We start from the raw sequence: 16,925 nt of genomic DNA, 5'->3' as shown, positions 1-16,925 counted from the left end.
GTTGCAGCATACAAAGCTCTGACACGCACCACGGAACAAACATGATGACCAGCAGTGGCCCGAAAGCTCAGGGCAAAGGCATCATGCGCCCGGGGTTGACGGGAAGTCTCTTACGGAATAGTTGGGCATCATTGCTGCGATTGGCCATGGCAACTACAACGAAAGTTAACAGAGATGCTATTGCCAATGACGCCATCCAACCGTACGAGGCCGCTAGCTTATAAGGGCGGCAAAGAAAGTTGCTCCCCACTACACAGTTTTCGTAGAACCATCCGGTGGACATGTGCACAACAGTGCCGAACAAAGAAAGCAGAAGGAAGAACAGTGCGATGAAGATCGCAAGGAAGATCAACCCTGACTTTACGGAACTGCTCATATGAGGCCCAACTACTATTCGATCCCACAATGGGATCTATTCCATAAGCCTAACATGGCTTATTGGTGGATGGCTGCGGGAAAGTTCCTTGGGAAATCATCGCGTTACTTCCATCGTGCGGTCTAATCCCTCGGTCTAATCCTGAGATAATTTCTGCCTGGGAAGATGCTACGATTTTGTCGGGCTCAAACAGGGCTGCGTTGCTCAAAGAAGCGCAATGATCGTGCGCCTCAGACAGGGCTCTCTGATGCGAATGGCGCTGACTCAAGCGCTCGTCATCCTGGCTTTCGCGGGGATGATGTTGCGTGTGGATTGTCGCCACATCAGCGCCATTCCTCTCTGAGGCAACGAAAAAGCCCCGCATTTGCGGGGCTTTTCGTTTGCCGATTTGCATGCGGATCAGGCGACGAACAATGCGCGCATCTTCTTCATCGCGTTTGCTTCGACCTGGCGGATACGCTCGGCCGAAACGCCGTATTCGTCGGCGAGTTCCTGCAGCGTGGCCTTTTCTCCATCGACCAGCCAGCGACGCTGGATGATGTCGCGCGAACGCTTGTCGAGTGCGTCCAGTCCCTCGTGCAGGGTGTCGTGCGAGGCTGCCTCTTCGGAGTTGCTCTCCACGGTCATGTACGGGTCGGCGTTCTGATGATCTTCGAGGAACATCATCGGTGACGGCCGCCTGTCTTCGTCATCGTCAGTCGGCGCGTCGAATGCGATATCACGACCACTCAGTCGCGATTCCATTTCCAGCACCGTTGCTGCCGGCACGCCGAGCTCGCGGGCGACCGTGTTGACCTCTTCGTTGTTCATCCAGCCAAGACGCTTCTTCGACTTGCGCAGGTTGAAGAACAGCTTGCGCTGGGCCTTGGTCGTGGCGACCTTGACGATGCGCCAGTTGCGCAGGATGAACTCATGCATCTCGGCACGAATCCAGTGCACGGCAAACGAAACCAGGCGTACGCCCTGATCCGGGTCGAATCGCTTGACGGCCTTCATCAGGCCGATGTTGCCTTCCTGGATCAGATCCGCGATTTGCAGGCCGTAGCCGGCATAGCCGCGTGCCACGTGCACGACAAAGCGCAGGTGCGACATGACCATCTTGCGTGCCGATTCGATATTTTCCTGCTCGATGTAGTCGCGCGCCAGGGCCTGCTCATCTTCCGGACTCAGCATCGGGACACGATGGACTGCGGAAATATAGGCATCCAGGCTTCCCAGCGGGCTGGGGACCGGAAAATTGGCGGTAATGACGGCATTGCTCATGCAGGTATCCTCTTTCGTGCGCTGATTTTAGCACTCGCATACATAGAGTGCTAAAGACCGCTTGGAGTTCCCGCCCTCATGGCGGGAATGCGGAAATAACTGAACTGAGCGGTATAGTAGCGTAGATCGGGTTAACACGCGGTGAGCAGACCAGCAATCAGGCGTGAACAATCAAATGACCGCCCGAGGCGCGAACCACGGCTTTCAGTCGGCCGCTGGGGCCCATTCAATGGCAGTTTGCCCGTTCTGCTTCAGGTAGCGGTTGGCCAGCGAGAAGTGTCCGCAGCCGAAAAAGCCGCGATGCGCCGACAGCGGCGAGGGGTGCGGGGCCTTTAGGACGAGATGGCGGCGGCTGTCGATCAGTCGCCCCTTGGCCTGGGCGTAGCTGCCCCAGAGCAGGAAAACCACGCCTTCGCGCTCTTCGGCCAGCGCGCCGATACAGGCGTCGGTGAATTCTTCCCAGCCTTTGCCCTGGTGTGAACCGGCCTTGCCGTGCTCAACGGTCAGCACCGCGTTGAGGAGCAGAACCCCTTGTTCGGCCCATGACGACAGGCAGCCGCCTTGCGGCCGCGGCAAGCTCAGGTCGCGCGCGATTTCCTTGTACATGTTCTGCAGCGAGGGTGGCACGGCGACACCCTCGGGGACGGAAAAGCTCAACCCATGTGCCTGGCCCGGCCCGTGGTAGGGATCCTGTCCAAGAATGACGACCTTGACGGCCTCGAATGGCGTGGAGTCCAGCGCTGCGAATATTTGCGATCCGCGCGGGTAGATGGTCTTGCCCGCCGCCTTTTCAGCGCGCAGGAAGGACGCCAGGGCCTGCATGCGCGGGTCTTCAAGTGCCGCACCCACGCGCTGCTTCCAGGATGGCTCAAGGATGATGCGATCTTCGCTCATGTGCTGGCATTGCTGACCCGGGCGCGCAAACTGCGGCCCACGCGCAGCTGGAATAGCAGCTTGGTCACCAGCAGGCGTTCTTCGATCGGCTTTTCGACGAGGTCGTTCGCGCCGGCCCGAAGCAGGGCAGCCTGGTTTTCGGGATTGTCGTCGCCGGTCATGACGATCACGGGAAGGTGGCCCTTCCCATAGCCGAGCTGATGACGAATCCGCTCGAGCAGGTCGCCGCCAGTCAGCTCACCCTTGAGGTTGACGTCGGTGAGTACGATATCGGCGCCGATGCGGTCCATCGACTGGGCCGTTTCGAGCATGGCCAGGGCATCTTCCACTGCGATGACATGAAGCACCGTGAGGCCGTGCTTCTCCAGCATGCGCCGCGTCGCCAGTGCGACAACGCGACTGTCCTCGACGTAAAGGACTTCGCCCGCGGTGGATTCAGTCGGGCGGACATAGCCGCGGATGAATTCGGCAAGAGCCTGGAATCCGAGCGCCTTGTCGAAATAGTCGGTCACATCTTCGCTCAGGGAACGCTCGATCAGGCGCTCTTGCACGTCTCCGGAAACAACGACGATGGGCATGTAGGCTTGCGGCGAATTCTGTCGAATCTGGCGGGCCAGTTCGAGGCCATCCATGTCGGGCAGGCGTAATGCGGTGGTGACGAAATCGACGACGCCGTCACTCAGCTGGGCGAGCGCCTCGGCGCCACTTTCGCAGGCCAGTACGGTGACGCCCGGCAGATTGCTTTTGAGCATCTGTTCAATCAGGCGTCGCACTACCCGCGAGCCATCCACCACCAGCACGCGTGGTTCATCGGATGAAAGATGGCGGGTCAGTGTGGTTTTCATGTTCACGATTTGGGACGCCCGGCAACCAGGTAGCGAGTACAGACAATCCATGCGCCTGCCCAACCCAGCAGGGCGCTGGCACCAATGACCACGAGGGCCTGTATCCAGGCAAACCCGTGCAGGTCGAAACGGTTGCCGTAGCTGGCCAGCAGGTCCAGCAAGGGTCCGCGTACCGCAAGTTCGACCATAGCAACGGCGATCACTGCAAGTACACCGCCAAGCACGCCATACCATAACCCGGCATAGAGGAATGGCCTTCGAATGTATCCATCACTGGCCCCCATCAGCTGGATGACTGCGATTTCCTCGGCACGCGCCTGGATATCCATGCGTACGGTATTCCCGACCACAAGCAAGGTCGCCAGACCCAGCAATACCATCAGCGACAGCATTACGCGTTCGCCAAATTCGAGAATGGCCGTCAGCCTTTGTCTCCAGGCAGCATCGTACTGCACCATATCGACGCGCGGGTCGGCTTTCAATTCGGCAAGCAAGGGCGGGTCGGCAAGGGCATCCGCCTGTCGAGGCGTGATGACAAGCACGCTTGGCAGCGGATTTTCCTGCAGCACATCGAGCGCCTCGGCAAATCCGGACAGCTGTCGAAACTCGGATAGTCCCTGATCGGGGCTGCGATTGACCACGGCAAGCACATCTTCACGCAGCCCCAGTTCTTCGGCCATCTTGCGTGCCGAGTCGATGGTTTCGGCGGGATCCAGGAACACCGTGAATTCGCGTGCTTCGCGTAGCCCGCCAGACAGGTCTCGCGCGTTGTCGAGCAGCACGTGCAGCAACAAGGGAAGGGATAGTGCGACGCCCATGACCAGGCCTGTCAGCGCCGTTGCCCAGGGGCGCGCTCGCAGGCGGCCCAGACTCGAACGGAACCCCTGGCGGTGCTGTTCGGTCCAGGTTCGCCAGCGCGAGCTGATGGATCGACGTTCGCGCGGCAGCGTCTGATTGGCGGCTGGTGCCTCGCGCAGACGATTCCCGCTGGTGCGTACCTTGCTCATCATCCCGCCGTCGGTCGGAAATCGTCGATCAGCTGACCATGATCCAGTACCAGCACCCGTTTGCCCATATGGCGGATCAGGTGCAGGTCATGGCTTGCGATCAGCACCGTCGTGCCAACCTGCTGGAACTCGGCGAACAGGTTCATGATTTCCACAGAAAGTTGTGGGTCGAGATTGCCAGTGGGCTCGTCGGCGATGATCAATGGCGGCTTGCCGACCAGGGCGCGGGCAATGCCCACTCGTTGTTGCTCGCCGGTGGACAGGGTCGCCGGTGCCGCGCGCTCCTTGTCCAGCAAGCCCACCTTGTCGAGCGCTGCACGCACTCGTCTGGCGGTTTCGTCGCGACCCGCACCGGCGATGCTCAATGGCACGGCGACATTGTCGAAGACACTGCGGTCCATGAGCAGCCGATGATTCTGGAACACCATGCCGATGCCACGCCGTACCTGTGGGATCGAGCGCTGCCGCACGCGAGCCAACGGTGCTCCGTTGACCACGATTTCTCCGCGCGTCGGCCTTTCGATCAGGCCAAGCAGCTTGAGCAGGGTGGTCTTGCCCGCACCCGAATGTCCGGTCACGAATACCATCTCGCCGTCGGCCACTTCGAAACTGAGGCCGTTCAGCGCTTCGTGTCCACCGGCGTATCGTTTGCTGACGTTGTCGAAGAGAATCATTGGGTGGACGGAAATGGGGAATGGGGAATAGGGAATTGTAGAAGCCAGGAGCCAGTGCGTCGCCGATTGCTTTTGCCATTCCCCATTCTCTATTCCCCGTTCCCGGCTACTTGACCATCTGATTGAGGTCGAAAATCGGCATCAGGATGGCGAGTACGATGAAAAGTACCATCGCTCCAACCAGAAGTATGACGGCTGGTCCCAGCGTTGCCGAGAGCACGCCCAGCCAGCGATCGAGTTCGCGCTGTTGTTGCGCTGCTGCTTCGCCGAGCATGCGCGGCAATTCGCCGGAGCGTTCGCCACTGGCGATCAGGCGCAGGGCGATTGGCGGGAACTGACGGCTTTCGGCCAGCGCACGGGCAAAGCCGCTACCTTCCCTGACCTTGAACGCCGCCTGACGCAGCGATTCGCGCATGGGGAGGTTCGGCACGACCTGCGCCGCGATTGCCAGGGCATCGAGCAGGGGCACTGCCGCACCGGCCAGCAGGGCCAGCGTGCGCGCCGCGCGTGCGGTGTTTGCGGCGCGCGTGAGCTTTCCGAACAGGGGCAGCTTGAGCAGCAACAGATGCCAGCGGTAGCGGATCTTCTCCTGGCGCAAGGCGAGTCGAACTCCGATCACGCCAAGTATGATCAGACCGATCAAAAGCCACGCCCAGTTGCGCAGGAAGTCCGACAGGCCCATGAGAATTCGAGTGGCCAGCGGCAATGTCTGCTGCATGTTCTGGAACACGCCGATGATCTGCGGCACTACCCAGGTCAGCAATCCCGCCACGACGGCTATTGCCACGACCGAGAGCAGCAACGGGTAGGTCAGTGCGGCCAACAAAGTCTGCCGGAGCGCATCCCTGGATTCTGCGTAGTCGGCCAGTTTTTCCAGAACGGTATCCAGATGGCCCGATTGCTCGCCGGCAGCGACCGTGGCGCGGAATATTTCCGGGAAGCTGTCGGGAAAATCAGCCATGGCCTGGGCCAGGCTGGCACCTTCCATGACTCGCGAACGCAAGGCGACGGTGAGTTCCCGCTGGCGTTCGTTGTCATCCTGCTCGGACAGGGCCGCAAGTGCTTCGTCGATCGGCAGGTCGGCGCCAATCAGGGTCGAAAGCTGCCGCGTCAGCGTGGCCAACTGGCTGCCTGACAAGGTCCGCCGCGAAAACAGCGAGCCGCCTTTCGCGCCTTCGGCGACCTCTTCGACCACCATCGGGTTCAGGCCCCGCTCGCGCAACAGCGCGCGCACCGAACGCGGGGCATCACCCTGGATCACGCCTCGCAGCGTCTTGCCGTTGCTGTCGAGTGCTTGGTAGGCGAATGCCGGCACTAGCCTGGCCTATTCATGAATACGCGCGAAGATCGCGCTGTACATTGGACTCACGTGGTTCTTCGCGATCGAGATGATAGCGGGCTCCATCACTGATTGAGCGAATAGCTGCGTGGATTCAAGGAACGAGTGAGCGTGCGCGTAATTCATGAGTAGTCCGGGCTACGACTCCCTTGGGTGCGAATTCGAAGCCATTGTCGCCGCATTGGGCCGACGATGGCAGTCAGCGGTAAAGAATCAGGGTAAGCGTTGTCAGCCAGCCAATCGTTGCGACGAGCAGGACAGGGTCTCGAACGGCCAACCGGCTGGGATCGCCGCCGGATCCGCGCTTGAATACCAGGAACAGGTAGCGCAACACGCCCAGGACAACCCAGGGCGTCGAATAGAACAGGGCGTGATGTCCGTGCCGGGCGAGGACATCGGGCGAGAACGTGTAAAGCACGTAGGCTGAAATCACGGCGCCGCCGAGTCCGGCGAGGACACGCTCGATGCTTCCAAGATCGTATGCCGTGGTGGCGCGGCTGGCGGCATCGCTGACGTGGGTCAGGTCGCCATGCCGCTTGCCGAGCGCGAGCATGAAGGCGAGCAGGAATCCCATGGCGAGTATCCAGGGTGTCAGCGGAACGCTCGCAGCCAGGCCGCCGGCAAGAATGCGCAAGGCGAAGCCAGTCGCGACGATGCCGACATCGAGCCAGGCGACGCGCTTGAGGCCCAGCGAATAGGCCAGTTGCATGAGGAAGTAGGCGCCGATCACTGCAGCGACTTCGATGCCGGTGCATGCCGCGAGCGCGAGTCCGGCACCCGCAAGCCCGGCGGTCAGCCCATAGGCTGCAGCAACCGATACTGCGCCTCGCGCCACGGGTCGCTGGCATTTGTCAGGATGTCGTCGATCACGTTCCGCGTCGCGCGCATCATTGAAAGCGTAGACTGCGGAAGCCACGAGACAGAACGCGGCGGTAGCCAGCACGGCACCTTGCAGCGCGCTGGCATCGAACATGGCGTGCCCGAAAAACAGAGGCAGCAGGACGAATCCGTTCTTGATCCATTGCGCGGGACGCGCAAGCTCAATCAGCGCGGATAGTCGCGGCATCGGCTCAGTCTTCGCTGACGGGATCGTCGTCGTAGTTGGGTTCCTCGTCCAGGCCGCTGTAGAACACCGTGTCGGTGGCGCGTGGCTTTTCGGGATTCAACCATTTGTCCAACTGGAAGCCCGTGCGCCTGTGGTGCCGGGCAAAGTCCAGCCTGAATCCGGCAAGCTCATCCAGGCCGCCGTTGTCGCCGCTTGCATAGACGCCGACAGCGCGTGCGATCTTGCCGCCTTCGAACTTCGGCACGGGCAGCGTGAATACATTGGTATCCACGTGATAGTTGTGGGTTGCCAGGATCTGGTTGTCGGCATCGATCCAATCGACGCCGACCCGCCCGTGGAATTCCTTGCCGGCCAATGCGACAGTCACGGACGGATTCCAGCGGCCGCCTTCCAGCTGTACGCGCGCTCCGGCGCGTGGTCGTTCGAGTATGACCGCCGGATCGCCGAGCAGGTTGTACATTTCCACCAGGGTGCGGTCAGTGATGCTTTTCTTGGCGCGCACGATGGCTTCGCCGATCGTCGCGCCAGGCACCAGCAACTCCTTTACCAGGCTCTTGCTGAACGCCGTGGACGGTGCGTTGCGCCATGAGGCCGCGAACACCGCGACTGCACCCTTGCCGGGCTCGCGCAGAAAGCGTTCGCCAATCGAATCTTCGGTCGGATTGTCGAATGGTGCGGAGTAGCAGGTCATCGACAGGATCATCGGAAGCCGCTCGCCGTTGTTGAGCTCACTGACATCGTCGAGGGTGAACAAGTCATGGTTCTTGCGCAGGTCGGGTGGCCCGGTGCGCCAGATATAACGACCGCCATGACCAATGAAGTGCACCAGCAACTGGCCCGAATTCAAGCCGTCCTTGATCGCACTCTGGTGGTTCACGTTGTCCTTTTCGTCAGTGCTGGCGTAGATCTTGTCGGCAAGAAATCCCTTCTGCCCGATGCTCGCAGCAATTTCGTCCGAAGCCTTCTTGAAGTAGTTCGATTCGTCGGTGATGAACATCACGTCGCGACGCCAGCTTCCAGGCTGCGGCCTGGTCACGTAGTCGAGTGTCTTGTCGACGATGGCGGTGACCTCGGCGGGTTCCACCACCGGGAAACGGCCGACGGCAACCACGGGATGGTAGTCATCGCCATCGACCGCGCCGAACCAGTTGTCGCTGGCGGACTGGCCTTCGGCTGAGGGGTATTGCCAGGTCGGAATCAGGTTGCGACTGGCGAGCAGTTTGTCGGTCGACTCATATTGAGTCGCCGGAATGCCGGAAAACTGCCCCGGAAGCATTTCCTGGGGGCTGCTGGCGAACTTGGCGTAGGCCAGGTCGTTGTAGACATCGTGGCGGATATCGAAACTTGCATCGCCGACCAGCAAAAGAAAACGGGGACGGGGTTCGGGCCATTCGTGCCAGGCGTGATCAACGAGGTTGCGAATCGCCTGCGGATGCACGATGCCGTGGTTGAACTCGTCATAGACGCTGGCAACGTCGAGCACCGCTACCTTGAGACCCTGCTTCTCGTGGTAGGCCGCCAGTGGCCGGATCGAATCGACGAGGCTGGCGTGGCTGACAATCAGGTAGTCGTAACCCGTGCCCGGCGTACGCAGCGAGCCTGCACCCATTCCACGAAGCGTCTTTGGCGAGAGGAATCCTGCTTCGGGAAACAGACTGACATCCGGTTGCGCTGATGCATAACGGTAGCGTCCATTGCCGAGTTTGGATGGCAGCCGGCGACTGCCATCATCGCCGAGCAGTGTCGGTGCCGGACCATCCCCGCGCCAGCGCAGTTCGATCGGCAGATTCGATGCCTGTGCCGTTTGCAGTGGAGGCGCATCCGCATTGATGACGCCTTCCAGTGGATAGCTGACTTCCATCCAGTTGAACATGATGACATCGACGATGTTCTGCTCTTCCTTCCAGGGCAGCGTACGTTTTGGAACCGAAAGCGTCAGCTGGTTGCCGGCTTGCCGCAGATGCTCGGCGGGAATCGAGATTTCCTGCACAAGCTCGTCGCGGCCATTCCATACGAGTTGCTCGAGCAGTCGCCCGTTCACCCGCACGTCGAGGACATGTTCGTCGACTGACGTCTCCTCTCTGACCCTGTACGGAATGAATACACTTGATATGCCGCGGAAATTCAGGCGAAGCCGGGCGTTGTCAGGGCGCGTCCTGGCGAGGTCAGGCAGGTCGAACTCGGTACTGAATGGTTCCGGGTCCGCATGCGTCAACTTGATCCACTGCCACACATCCGGCTCCTCGCCCGGTTTGTGCTGCGTCGGATCGAGCCGGATCATGAGGTTTTCCTGCTCGAAGTGCAGGGTGCGGTCTAGTAGCGCTGCCCCATTGCCATCGGCCTCAAGGTCACGCGTGCGCAAATGGCTGCCATCTGCTGCAGAAAGCACATAAACGTTGTTGATGCTGTAGTTGTTGAACCAGCTTGAAGGGCCATGCAATTGCTGGCCAATCCACTCGATGCGATCACCATCGCCAAATTGTCCATCTTCGTCCACGACACGCATCGGGACGGTCTTGCCTCCCGTGCTAAGGACCAGGCGATCGCTGCCACAATCGGCAAGCTCGGGTTGGGCAGCCACGATGGCTGCGTAGTCGAGCGCATAGACGCCGGTATTCTCGAGCTCGATATGCAGGCTCCCGCTGCAGGCAAGGGCCTGCAAGGGGCAAAGCAGAGCGGCAACGAGGATCTGGCGGAACGTGCGGCGGTGGTGGTGAATCAGCGAGGAAAACGAAACAAGTGAATCCAGCATTGGCAGCTAACCAGAACAACAATCCGCTAGGCTAGTGGGCTGGACCCGTATCTGCAACACCGAGGCGGCACGGGCCACGGGGTCTGGACGACCCTGACTTGCCTGGGGGCGTGCGCATTCAGAACTCCAGCGGGGGTCGCACAAGGTTGGCGCCCACGGTCATTTGTCTGCATTTCGCTGGTGACTGAATTGAAAAAGGCAGATCCGGGTGATCTGCCTTCTCTTTGGCGATACTGATTGCTTCCACGGCGGCTGTGGCCGGGTGGGGCGCGCACAATCTATTTGATCGCTCCGGGGACCAGTGATTGCCAGCGCGTGCTGCGCGATTTCACCGGCACGGCAAGCGATTTGCCCGCTGCGCTGCTGCCGGTACGGGTTTCCGCGCCCGATTCACCCTCGGCTTCGTCTGAAACATGCATGCGGCTGCTGTTTGCGCCAGCCGAGGCATGGCGGGCTTCGCGGTTGGCGGCCGCCACGTCGCTCTCGTCGAGATTAAGGGATTGCGCCGTGGCGCAATCGCCGCTCGCACTGGAGCCGGACGGGATTCCGCCGGAATCCATCGAGATCTCCATGGCTTGCGCTGTCAATGCGAAGCACATGGTGGCAAGGAAAAATATGAATACGCGCGTTTTCATGACAAGTCTCCGGATCGCTGCACGGGACTGCTGCTACGCTGGGATCCGGGATACTCCCATGATCCTGAGCTTCAGGCCAGCAGCCGCGTTTGCCGGCAAGCCGCCGGAAGGTTCATGCATGTAGATGCGTGGAAATGGCAGCAGTAATCATGCCAACAGGCAAAGCAAAGTATTATCAACAACTTGGGCGAGTTGCTGGGTGCGCCCGTCTGTCCAGTGGACAGCAGCGGACAGTCGCGGACAGTCGGCTGTCCGATATTGGTCAGTCAGGGCCGAATGGCCGAATCGATTGATCCGGACATCCGGGAGCGGCCGGGTTCCTCGGTTATCGGCACGATTGAAGACGGAGCTGCGGCTGCGCTGCAGCGCAGCGCGACCTGCCATGGCTTGCCTCGCTAGACTCCAGCGTCCAGCCATTTTCAGCGCTCAGCACAGCATGTCGAAAATCCATGGGGATACCGGTGGGCGCGCGATCAAGCGAGCCCTGATCGCAGGTATGGGCAAGGTTATCGCCGAGCGAGATTTGCTCAACAGGATCAATGTGTTCCCGGTTCCGGATGGCGATACCGGCAGCAATCTCGGTTTCACCCTCAGCAGCGTACGTGACGCCCTGCGCGAGATGCCGGAAACCAGCGCTGGCGCCATCTTCGAGCGCATGGCCAATGAGGCGATCGATGCTGCCAGGGGCAATTCCGGCGCGATCCTCGCCCAGTTTCTCCAGGGCCTGGGCGAATCACTCGCTGGACACAGGCGTCTCGCCCTGTCCCAGTTGGCCAGCGCAGCGGCATTCAGTTCCGATCAGGCTCGCCAGGCCATCGCCGAGCCGCGTGAGGGAACGATGCTGTCGGTCATATCCGCATTTTCCAGCTCGCTGCGCCAGGCATGCGACCAGGGTGTCGAGGACCTTCGGCAGGCTTTTTCACAAGCGCTCGCCGCCAGTCGACTGGCGCTGGCCAACACGCCCAATCAGCTTGCCGTCCTGAAAAAGGCTGGCGTAGTCGACGCCGGAGCACAGGGTTTCCTGCACTTGCTGGAAGGCATCAACGAATTCATCGAACATGGAAGTTCCGCCGACTCGGATGCCGAGCGACCGGGTTCGGGCGAGGCGGGTGTTGTCGTCGCCACTGATGCGCACGCGGAGTCGCCCGAGCGATGGTGTACCGAATGCGTGTTGTCGGCGCCCGCCATCGACCGGGTCGAGGTGCGCGCGGCGCTGGACGAGCTCGGTGGTTCGAGCCTGGTCATGGCCGGGACTCGCGAGAAGCTCCGGATCCACATGCACGTGGACGAGCCTGGCCAATTGTTCGAAGTGCTCTCGAATTTTGGCGAAGTGCGTGCACGCAAAGCCGATGACATGCATGCGCAGCAGCGAACCGCCCATGCACTGGGCAAGCTGGTGGTCGTCATTGATTCTGCGGCAGACCTTCCGGCGGAGAGCCTGGAATCGCTGCCCTTGCAGGTTGTGCCCGTGCGGCTCAACGTCGGCGCCGAAGAATTTCTCGACAAGGTTTCGCTGTCTGCCGCGGAGTTTTATGAATTGCTGCGAACCAGCGAGCAGGTCGTGCGGACATCCCAGCCGCCTGCAGGGGATTTCCGCAAGCTGTTCGGATTCCTGCTGAGTCATCACGAGGAAGTCCTCTATATCGGCGTATCGCGCGCACTTTCCGGGACTTTGCAGGCTGGTGAATCTGCCGCTGCCGGATACGGCTCGCACATTCGAATTGTCGATTCCGCCAATGTGTCGGGTGGGCTGGGTCTGCTCGCCATGCATGCGGCCGAGCGCGCTCAGGCGGGTGCAGACGTCGCGGTCATCGCGCGCGAAGTCGAGCAGCTACGCGAACAGGTTTCGACACATGCATTCCTGCCCGACTTGAGCTCGGCGGTGCGGGGCGGTCGCGTTCCGGCATGGGCCCTGCCCATCACGCGCTGGTTCGGTCTTGTTCCGATCGTGCGTATCGGTGGTGGCGACGGACTGCTGCATGTTGTTGGCGTGACCTTGAAAGGCGATGACCTTGCCGCACGATTCGTTGGCAAGGTTCTGCGCCGCATTGATCGCGGTCGCCATTGGCGTGCCCTGGTCATGCATTGCGATGATCCCGCGCAGGGCGGACGCGTGCGCGATGCCCTGCTCGAACAACTGCCGGGAGTCGATTGCCCGCCGCTCCTGGATGCGGGTAGCGCGATTGGCGCACATGCAGGCCCCGGCGCCATCGCCTTGTCATTGATGCCGGGCGCGCACTTCCAGTAGATCCTGCCATTGCAGCAAAATCCCGGCTAGGAATGCTGCGGTTTCTGCGAAGATGAGAACATGCTGGTGCAACCGACGGGCCTGACGGCCGTCACCATTTCCGGGGGGCTGGACATCGCGATACTCGTCGCCAAGATTGTGCTCGCCTATCTGTTGGGCTCGCTGTCGGGGAGCCTTCTGGTAGGTCGGCTGCGCGGCCTGGATATCCGCAAGCATGGAAGCGGCAATGCCGGTGGCACGAATGCGCTGCGCGTGGCGGGCTGGAAATTCGCCTTGTCCGTGGTGGTCATCGATGTTGGAAAGGGAGCGCTGGCCGTTCTGCTCGCCTACTGGCTGCCTGGGCACGATGTGCTTTCGATCAATGATCTGGCCGTGCCTGCGATGTGTGGATTTGCCGCTGTACTCGGCCATTGCTGGCCCATATTTTTCGGTTTTCGGGGAGGCAAGGGCGCAGGTACCGCTATCGGAGCGATATTGGTCATGGCCCCCTTGTTCGCCGGGCTGATGTTCGTCGTCTGGATCAGCGTAGTTGCTGCCACCCGTTATGTGGGGCTTGCAACTGTCGCCGCTGCACTGTCGTTTCCCTGCGTCGTTGTTGCGGCGAATCTACTCGGGCGCCAGCAAGGCTCTGTGATGCTTCTTTTTTCCATTGGCGTCGCTGTGCTGCTGGTGTTTACTCATCGCAGCAACCTGCTTCGTCTCCTGCGCAACGAAGAGCCCAGGTTGGGCCAGCGTCGAGAACCCGGATGAGTATCGAAGGCAGGCAACTTCTGCTCATGCTGGATGAGCACGTCGCAGTCTCGGGCAGTGTGCTCGCGAAGCGGTTCGGGGTGACACGTGCGGCCATCTGGAAGCAGATCGAGATCCTCCGGTCGCACGGTGCTCCAATTGGCGTTCTGGCTGGCAAAGGCTACGTGCTGTTGTCTGCGGTCGAGTTGCTCGACGCTCGCCTGATGGCAGCCGCGTTGCCAGTCGCATCGGCAGAACGCATTCCGGACATCGACGTCTGCTGGCAAGTCGATTCGACCAGCAGCGAACTGGCTCGTCGCAGCCTTGTTGATTCCGGAAAGCCCACGGCATGCTTTGCGGAGATACAGACTTACGGACGTGGCCGGCGAGGCCGGACCTGGCACACGACGTTGGGTGGCGGGCTCGCATTCTCGATCGCATGGACGTTCGAGAGAAGCATGTCGACGCTGGCCGGCCTCAGTCTTGTGATCGGGATCGGCGTCGTACGGGCGTTGCGGGATCTCGGCTATTCGGATGCCGGGCTGAAATGGCCGAATGACGTTCAGGTTCAAGGCCGAAAACTCGCCGGCATCCTGGTCGAATTGCTCGGTGATGCGCTCGGACCCTGCCGCGCCATTGTCGGCGTTGGCATGAACTTGCGGCTGGGAAAATCAGCAGATGGCCTCATCGACCAGGCCTGGATTGATCTGGCGTCGATTCCCGGGGTTTCGCTTCCCGACCGCAACAAACTCGCTGCCCGCCTGCTTTTCCGCCTGCAGGAAGCAGTGGATCAATTCCGCGATACGACATTTGCCTCGTTCGCGAGCGAGTATGCGCAGTACGATGTGTTGGGCGGCCGTCCGGTGCGAGTATCGACCGCCAGGGGATTCCAGGATGGCGTGGCTACCGGGGTTGATGCTTCCGGGGCCCTGCTTGTCAACACGAAGAACGGGGAAATGGTTGTGGACAGCGGTGAGGTAAGCGTTCGCATGCGATCGGAAGCCGACGCATGAATTTATTGATCGATTTCGGTAATACGCGTTTGAAGTGGGCACTTTGGACCAACGGGCGACACTCCCTTGGCGGTGTTTTCGCGCACGCCGATACCTCGCTGGAAGCGGCACTGAGCGCCAACTGGAGTGCCCTGCAACGCCCGCGAGGAATCTTTGTCGCGAGCGTGGTCACGCGCGATCGGGAGCGAGAGCTGGGCGAGCTGGTGGAGAATCACTTCCATGAGGAGGCCAGGTTCGTGCGCAGTCCGGCTGCAGCACTGGGTGTCAGGAATGCCTATCGCGAAGACCCTGCCAGGCTCGGCGTCGATCGCTTCCTCGCACTGGCTGCGCTGCACGCGGAGAATCCCAGGGCGCAGATTCTGGTCAGTTGCGGAACCGCGCTGACCCTGGACGCCATTGCCGCCGACGGCACCCATCTCGGCGGGCTGATCGCGCCTTCGCCCATGCTCATGCGCCAATCGCTCGGGCGCGGCACGGCCCAGGTCGGGGAAGGTCAGGGCAGACTCGTGGAGATCGCCGCAAATACCGATGACGCGGCATGGTCGGGTTGCCAGCTTGCCGCGGTGGCGCTGGTCGAACGTTTTCGAAACACGGTTTCCAGTCAGCTCGGGGTCCACGTGGCTATCGTCGGAGACGGAGGAGGTCTCGATGAATGGTTGCCACTGATGCCCGAAATTGAGCGCGGTCGTGACCTGGTCATGCGCGGCCTCGCACTGTGGGCCGAGCAGGACGGTGTGCGGTAATACGCCCTCTGCACGCAGGCTTCCACGGAAATCGCAGCATCCGATGGGGCGTGATAAACCCGCCGGCCCAACCGGCAGACCGGCACCCTGAAGTACGTGCCGGCTTGCCGATCAAGCCTGCGAACGACCAGGCCGGCGTTACATCGGTCGGCTTCGGGCTAGAATTGCGTCTCTTGCCAGCGTTTGCGCTACTCCCATCGAGATCGGATGTTTCCCAGAGTTCTGCTCCTACTCCTGCTTGCGCTGAATATCGGCGGAGCCTGCTGGATTGCGTTCGCCCCGCAGCCAGTCGCCGTTCCGGTCGCGCCGACTGATCCTGGAGTCCCTGCACTGGTGCTTCTTTCGGAGCGGGATGCAGGGCCCGATCAGCTTCCGGCGTCGGCGTCGGCGCCGGACGTCGATCCGGACCCGGCCAGCGGTAGCGACGTTTGTCTCTCGATCGGCCCCTTCCAGACCCAGTCGGACATGCGTGCCACGCTTGGGGCCATGACTCCACTGGTCAAACGCATCCAGTATCGTGACGAACGTGCCACACAGTCGCGCGGATACTGGGTCTTCCTCGAGGCGATGAAATCGCGGGAGGAAGCGCTTGGCGTGGCCAGGACGCTTTCATCCAGGGGTGTGCGTGACTACTACGTCGTCACTGCTGGCGAACAACTCAATACGATCTCGCTCGGCTTGTTTCGCGAACAGGCCAATGCTGAGCGCAGAAAGGCGGAAATCGCGGCGATGGGCTTCGCGCCACAGCTTATCCAGCGCACCGAGGAGCTACCCGTCTACTGGATCGACTTCGCCCGATCCGCCGAAAAGCCGGTCAATTGGCGCGTGCTTGCGGTCAATGCGACCGGTCTTGAAGAGCGTGCCATCGATTGTTTCTGATGAGTCATGGCGAGCTTTCTGGCGTTTCCGCGCCCCTCCATTGGTATTTGCCGGGTAGTCCACTAGAATGCGCACCCCCAACGCCGGCATAGCTCAGTTGGTAGAGCAACCGCCTTGTAAGCGGTAGGTCCCCAGTTCGAATCCGGGTGCCGGCACCAGTAGCGGGTTTCAGGCGGTCCCAGAGCTTCCCGAAAACCACACGAAACCCAGCTAAATGCTGGGTTTTTTGTTTCAGGCGATCTCATTCGATTTCGTTGAAGCCTGAGTGATGTGGGGGCACAATACGGATCGATGCCCCCAGAATGGGGCGCCTCCAGATGAGATGCCCCCAGATGTCAATCACGACGCTGACCGAACTCAAGATCAAGAAGGAATCTCCGCGTCTGAAGTCCTTCAGGCTCTCTGGCGGAGGTGGTCTGTACCTGGAGGTGATGCCGAATGGGTCGAAGTATAGGCGACTCA

At 61.0% G+C, this 16,925-nt stretch carries 15 protein-coding genes and 1 tRNA gene; 7 read left to right on the top strand and 9 right to left on the bottom strand.

The window, feature by feature from the left end:
* Window positions 1-775: 775 nt before the first annotated feature.
* From rpoH to WBP53_RS00075, 9 genes are all read right to left on the bottom strand, one after another.
* A complete protein-coding gene (rpoH, locus tag WBP53_RS00115) occupies window positions 776-1,639 on the bottom strand; it encodes an RNA polymerase sigma factor RpoH (RefSeq protein ID WP_423924706.1) in 864 nt (287 codons plus the stop codon).
* Window positions 1,640-1,843: 204 nt separating this feature from the next.
* Window positions 1,844-2,533 carry a uracil-DNA glycosylase gene (ung, locus tag WBP53_RS00110; protein WP_423924704.1) on the bottom strand — a complete coding sequence of 230 codons (690 nt, stop codon included), beginning with the start codon at window positions 2,531-2,533 and terminating at the stop codon, window positions 1,844-1,846.
* Complete coding sequence (locus WBP53_RS00105; protein ID WP_423924702.1) at window positions 2,530-3,378, bottom strand: response regulator; 849 nt, start codon at window positions 3,376-3,378, stop codon at window positions 2,530-2,532. The genes ung and WBP53_RS00105 overlap by 4 nt, the downstream gene beginning before the upstream one ends.
* 2 nt (window positions 3,379-3,380) lie before the next feature.
* Window positions 3,381-4,385, bottom strand: a complete 1,005-nt coding sequence (gene ftsX, locus WBP53_RS00100; protein WP_423924700.1) for a permease-like cell division protein FtsX — start codon at window positions 4,383-4,385, stop codon at window positions 3,381-3,383.
* Window positions 4,385-5,059 carry a cell division ATP-binding protein FtsE gene (gene ftsE / locus WBP53_RS00095; protein WP_423924698.1) on the bottom strand — a complete coding sequence of 225 codons (675 nt, stop codon included), beginning with the start codon at window positions 5,057-5,059 and terminating at the stop codon, window positions 4,385-4,387. The genes ftsX and ftsE overlap by 1 nt, the downstream gene beginning before the upstream one ends.
* A gap of 106 nt (window positions 5,060-5,165) precedes the next feature.
* Window positions 5,166-6,374, bottom strand: coding sequence for a type II secretion system inner membrane protein GspF (gene gspF / locus WBP53_RS00090; protein WP_423924696.1), 1,209 nt, complete (start codon window positions 6,372-6,374; stop codon window positions 5,166-5,168).
* A 223-nt stretch (window positions 6,375-6,597) separates the two neighbouring features.
* Window positions 6,598-7,464, bottom strand: a complete 867-nt coding sequence (locus WBP53_RS00085) for a UbiA prenyltransferase family protein (protein ID WP_423924694.1) — start codon at window positions 7,462-7,464, stop codon at window positions 6,598-6,600.
* 4 nt (window positions 7,465-7,468) lie between these two features.
* Entirely contained in the window at window positions 7,469-10,216 is a 2,748-nt protein-coding gene (locus WBP53_RS00080) for a C25 family cysteine peptidase (protein ID WP_423924692.1), read from the bottom strand.
* 278 nt (window positions 10,217-10,494) lie between these two features.
* Window positions 10,495-10,851, bottom strand: a complete 357-nt coding sequence (locus WBP53_RS00075) for a hypothetical protein (protein WP_423924690.1) — start codon at window positions 10,849-10,851, stop codon at window positions 10,495-10,497.
* 276 nt (window positions 10,852-11,127) lie between these two features.
* Here WBP53_RS00075 and WBP53_RS00070 point away from each other — a divergent pair, with 276 nt between their 5' ends.
* From WBP53_RS00070 to WBP53_RS00040, 7 genes are all read left to right on the top strand, one after another.
* Window positions 11,128-11,250 (top strand): hypothetical protein, encoded by a 123-nt coding sequence (locus WBP53_RS00070; protein ID WP_423924688.1) that lies wholly within the window; start codon window positions 11,128-11,130, stop codon window positions 11,248-11,250.
* A gap of 37 nt (window positions 11,251-11,287) precedes the next feature.
* Window positions 11,288-13,099: a DegV family protein gene (locus WBP53_RS00065; protein WP_423924686.1), complete on the top strand. Its 1,812-nt coding sequence runs from the start codon at window positions 11,288-11,290 to the stop codon at window positions 13,097-13,099.
* A 60-nt stretch (window positions 13,100-13,159) separates the two neighbouring features.
* Window positions 13,160-13,849, top strand: a complete 690-nt coding sequence (gene plsY, locus WBP53_RS00060) for a glycerol-3-phosphate 1-O-acyltransferase PlsY (RefSeq protein ID WP_423924684.1) — start codon at window positions 13,160-13,162, stop codon at window positions 13,847-13,849.
* Window positions 13,846-14,841, top strand: coding sequence for a biotin--[acetyl-CoA-carboxylase] ligase (locus WBP53_RS00055; protein ID WP_423924682.1), 996 nt, complete (start codon window positions 13,846-13,848; stop codon window positions 14,839-14,841). The genes plsY and WBP53_RS00055 overlap by 4 nt, the downstream gene beginning before the upstream one ends.
* On the top strand, window positions 14,838-15,584 hold the full coding sequence (locus WBP53_RS00050; RefSeq protein WP_423924680.1) for a type III pantothenate kinase: 747 nt from the start codon (window positions 14,838-14,840) through the stop codon (window positions 15,582-15,584). Before WBP53_RS00055 ends, WBP53_RS00050 begins: the two co-directional genes overlap by 4 nt.
* Window positions 15,585-15,791: 207 nt before the next feature.
* Complete coding sequence (locus tag WBP53_RS00045) at window positions 15,792-16,463, top strand: SPOR domain-containing protein (RefSeq protein ID WP_423924678.1); 672 nt, start codon at window positions 15,792-15,794, stop codon at window positions 16,461-16,463.
* A gap of 82 nt (window positions 16,464-16,545) precedes the next feature.
* Window positions 16,546-16,621, top strand: a tRNA-Thr gene (locus WBP53_RS00040).
* Window positions 16,622-16,925 lie beyond the last annotated feature (304 nt).

The sequence above is a fragment of the Dokdonella sp. genome, from assembly GCF_049593775.1.
Taxonomy (GTDB): domain Bacteria; phylum Pseudomonadota; class Gammaproteobacteria; order Xanthomonadales; family Rhodanobacteraceae; genus Dokdonella.
The sequence above is the reverse complement of the archived record's forward strand: the minus strand, read 5'-3'. Positions and strand labels throughout refer to the sequence as shown.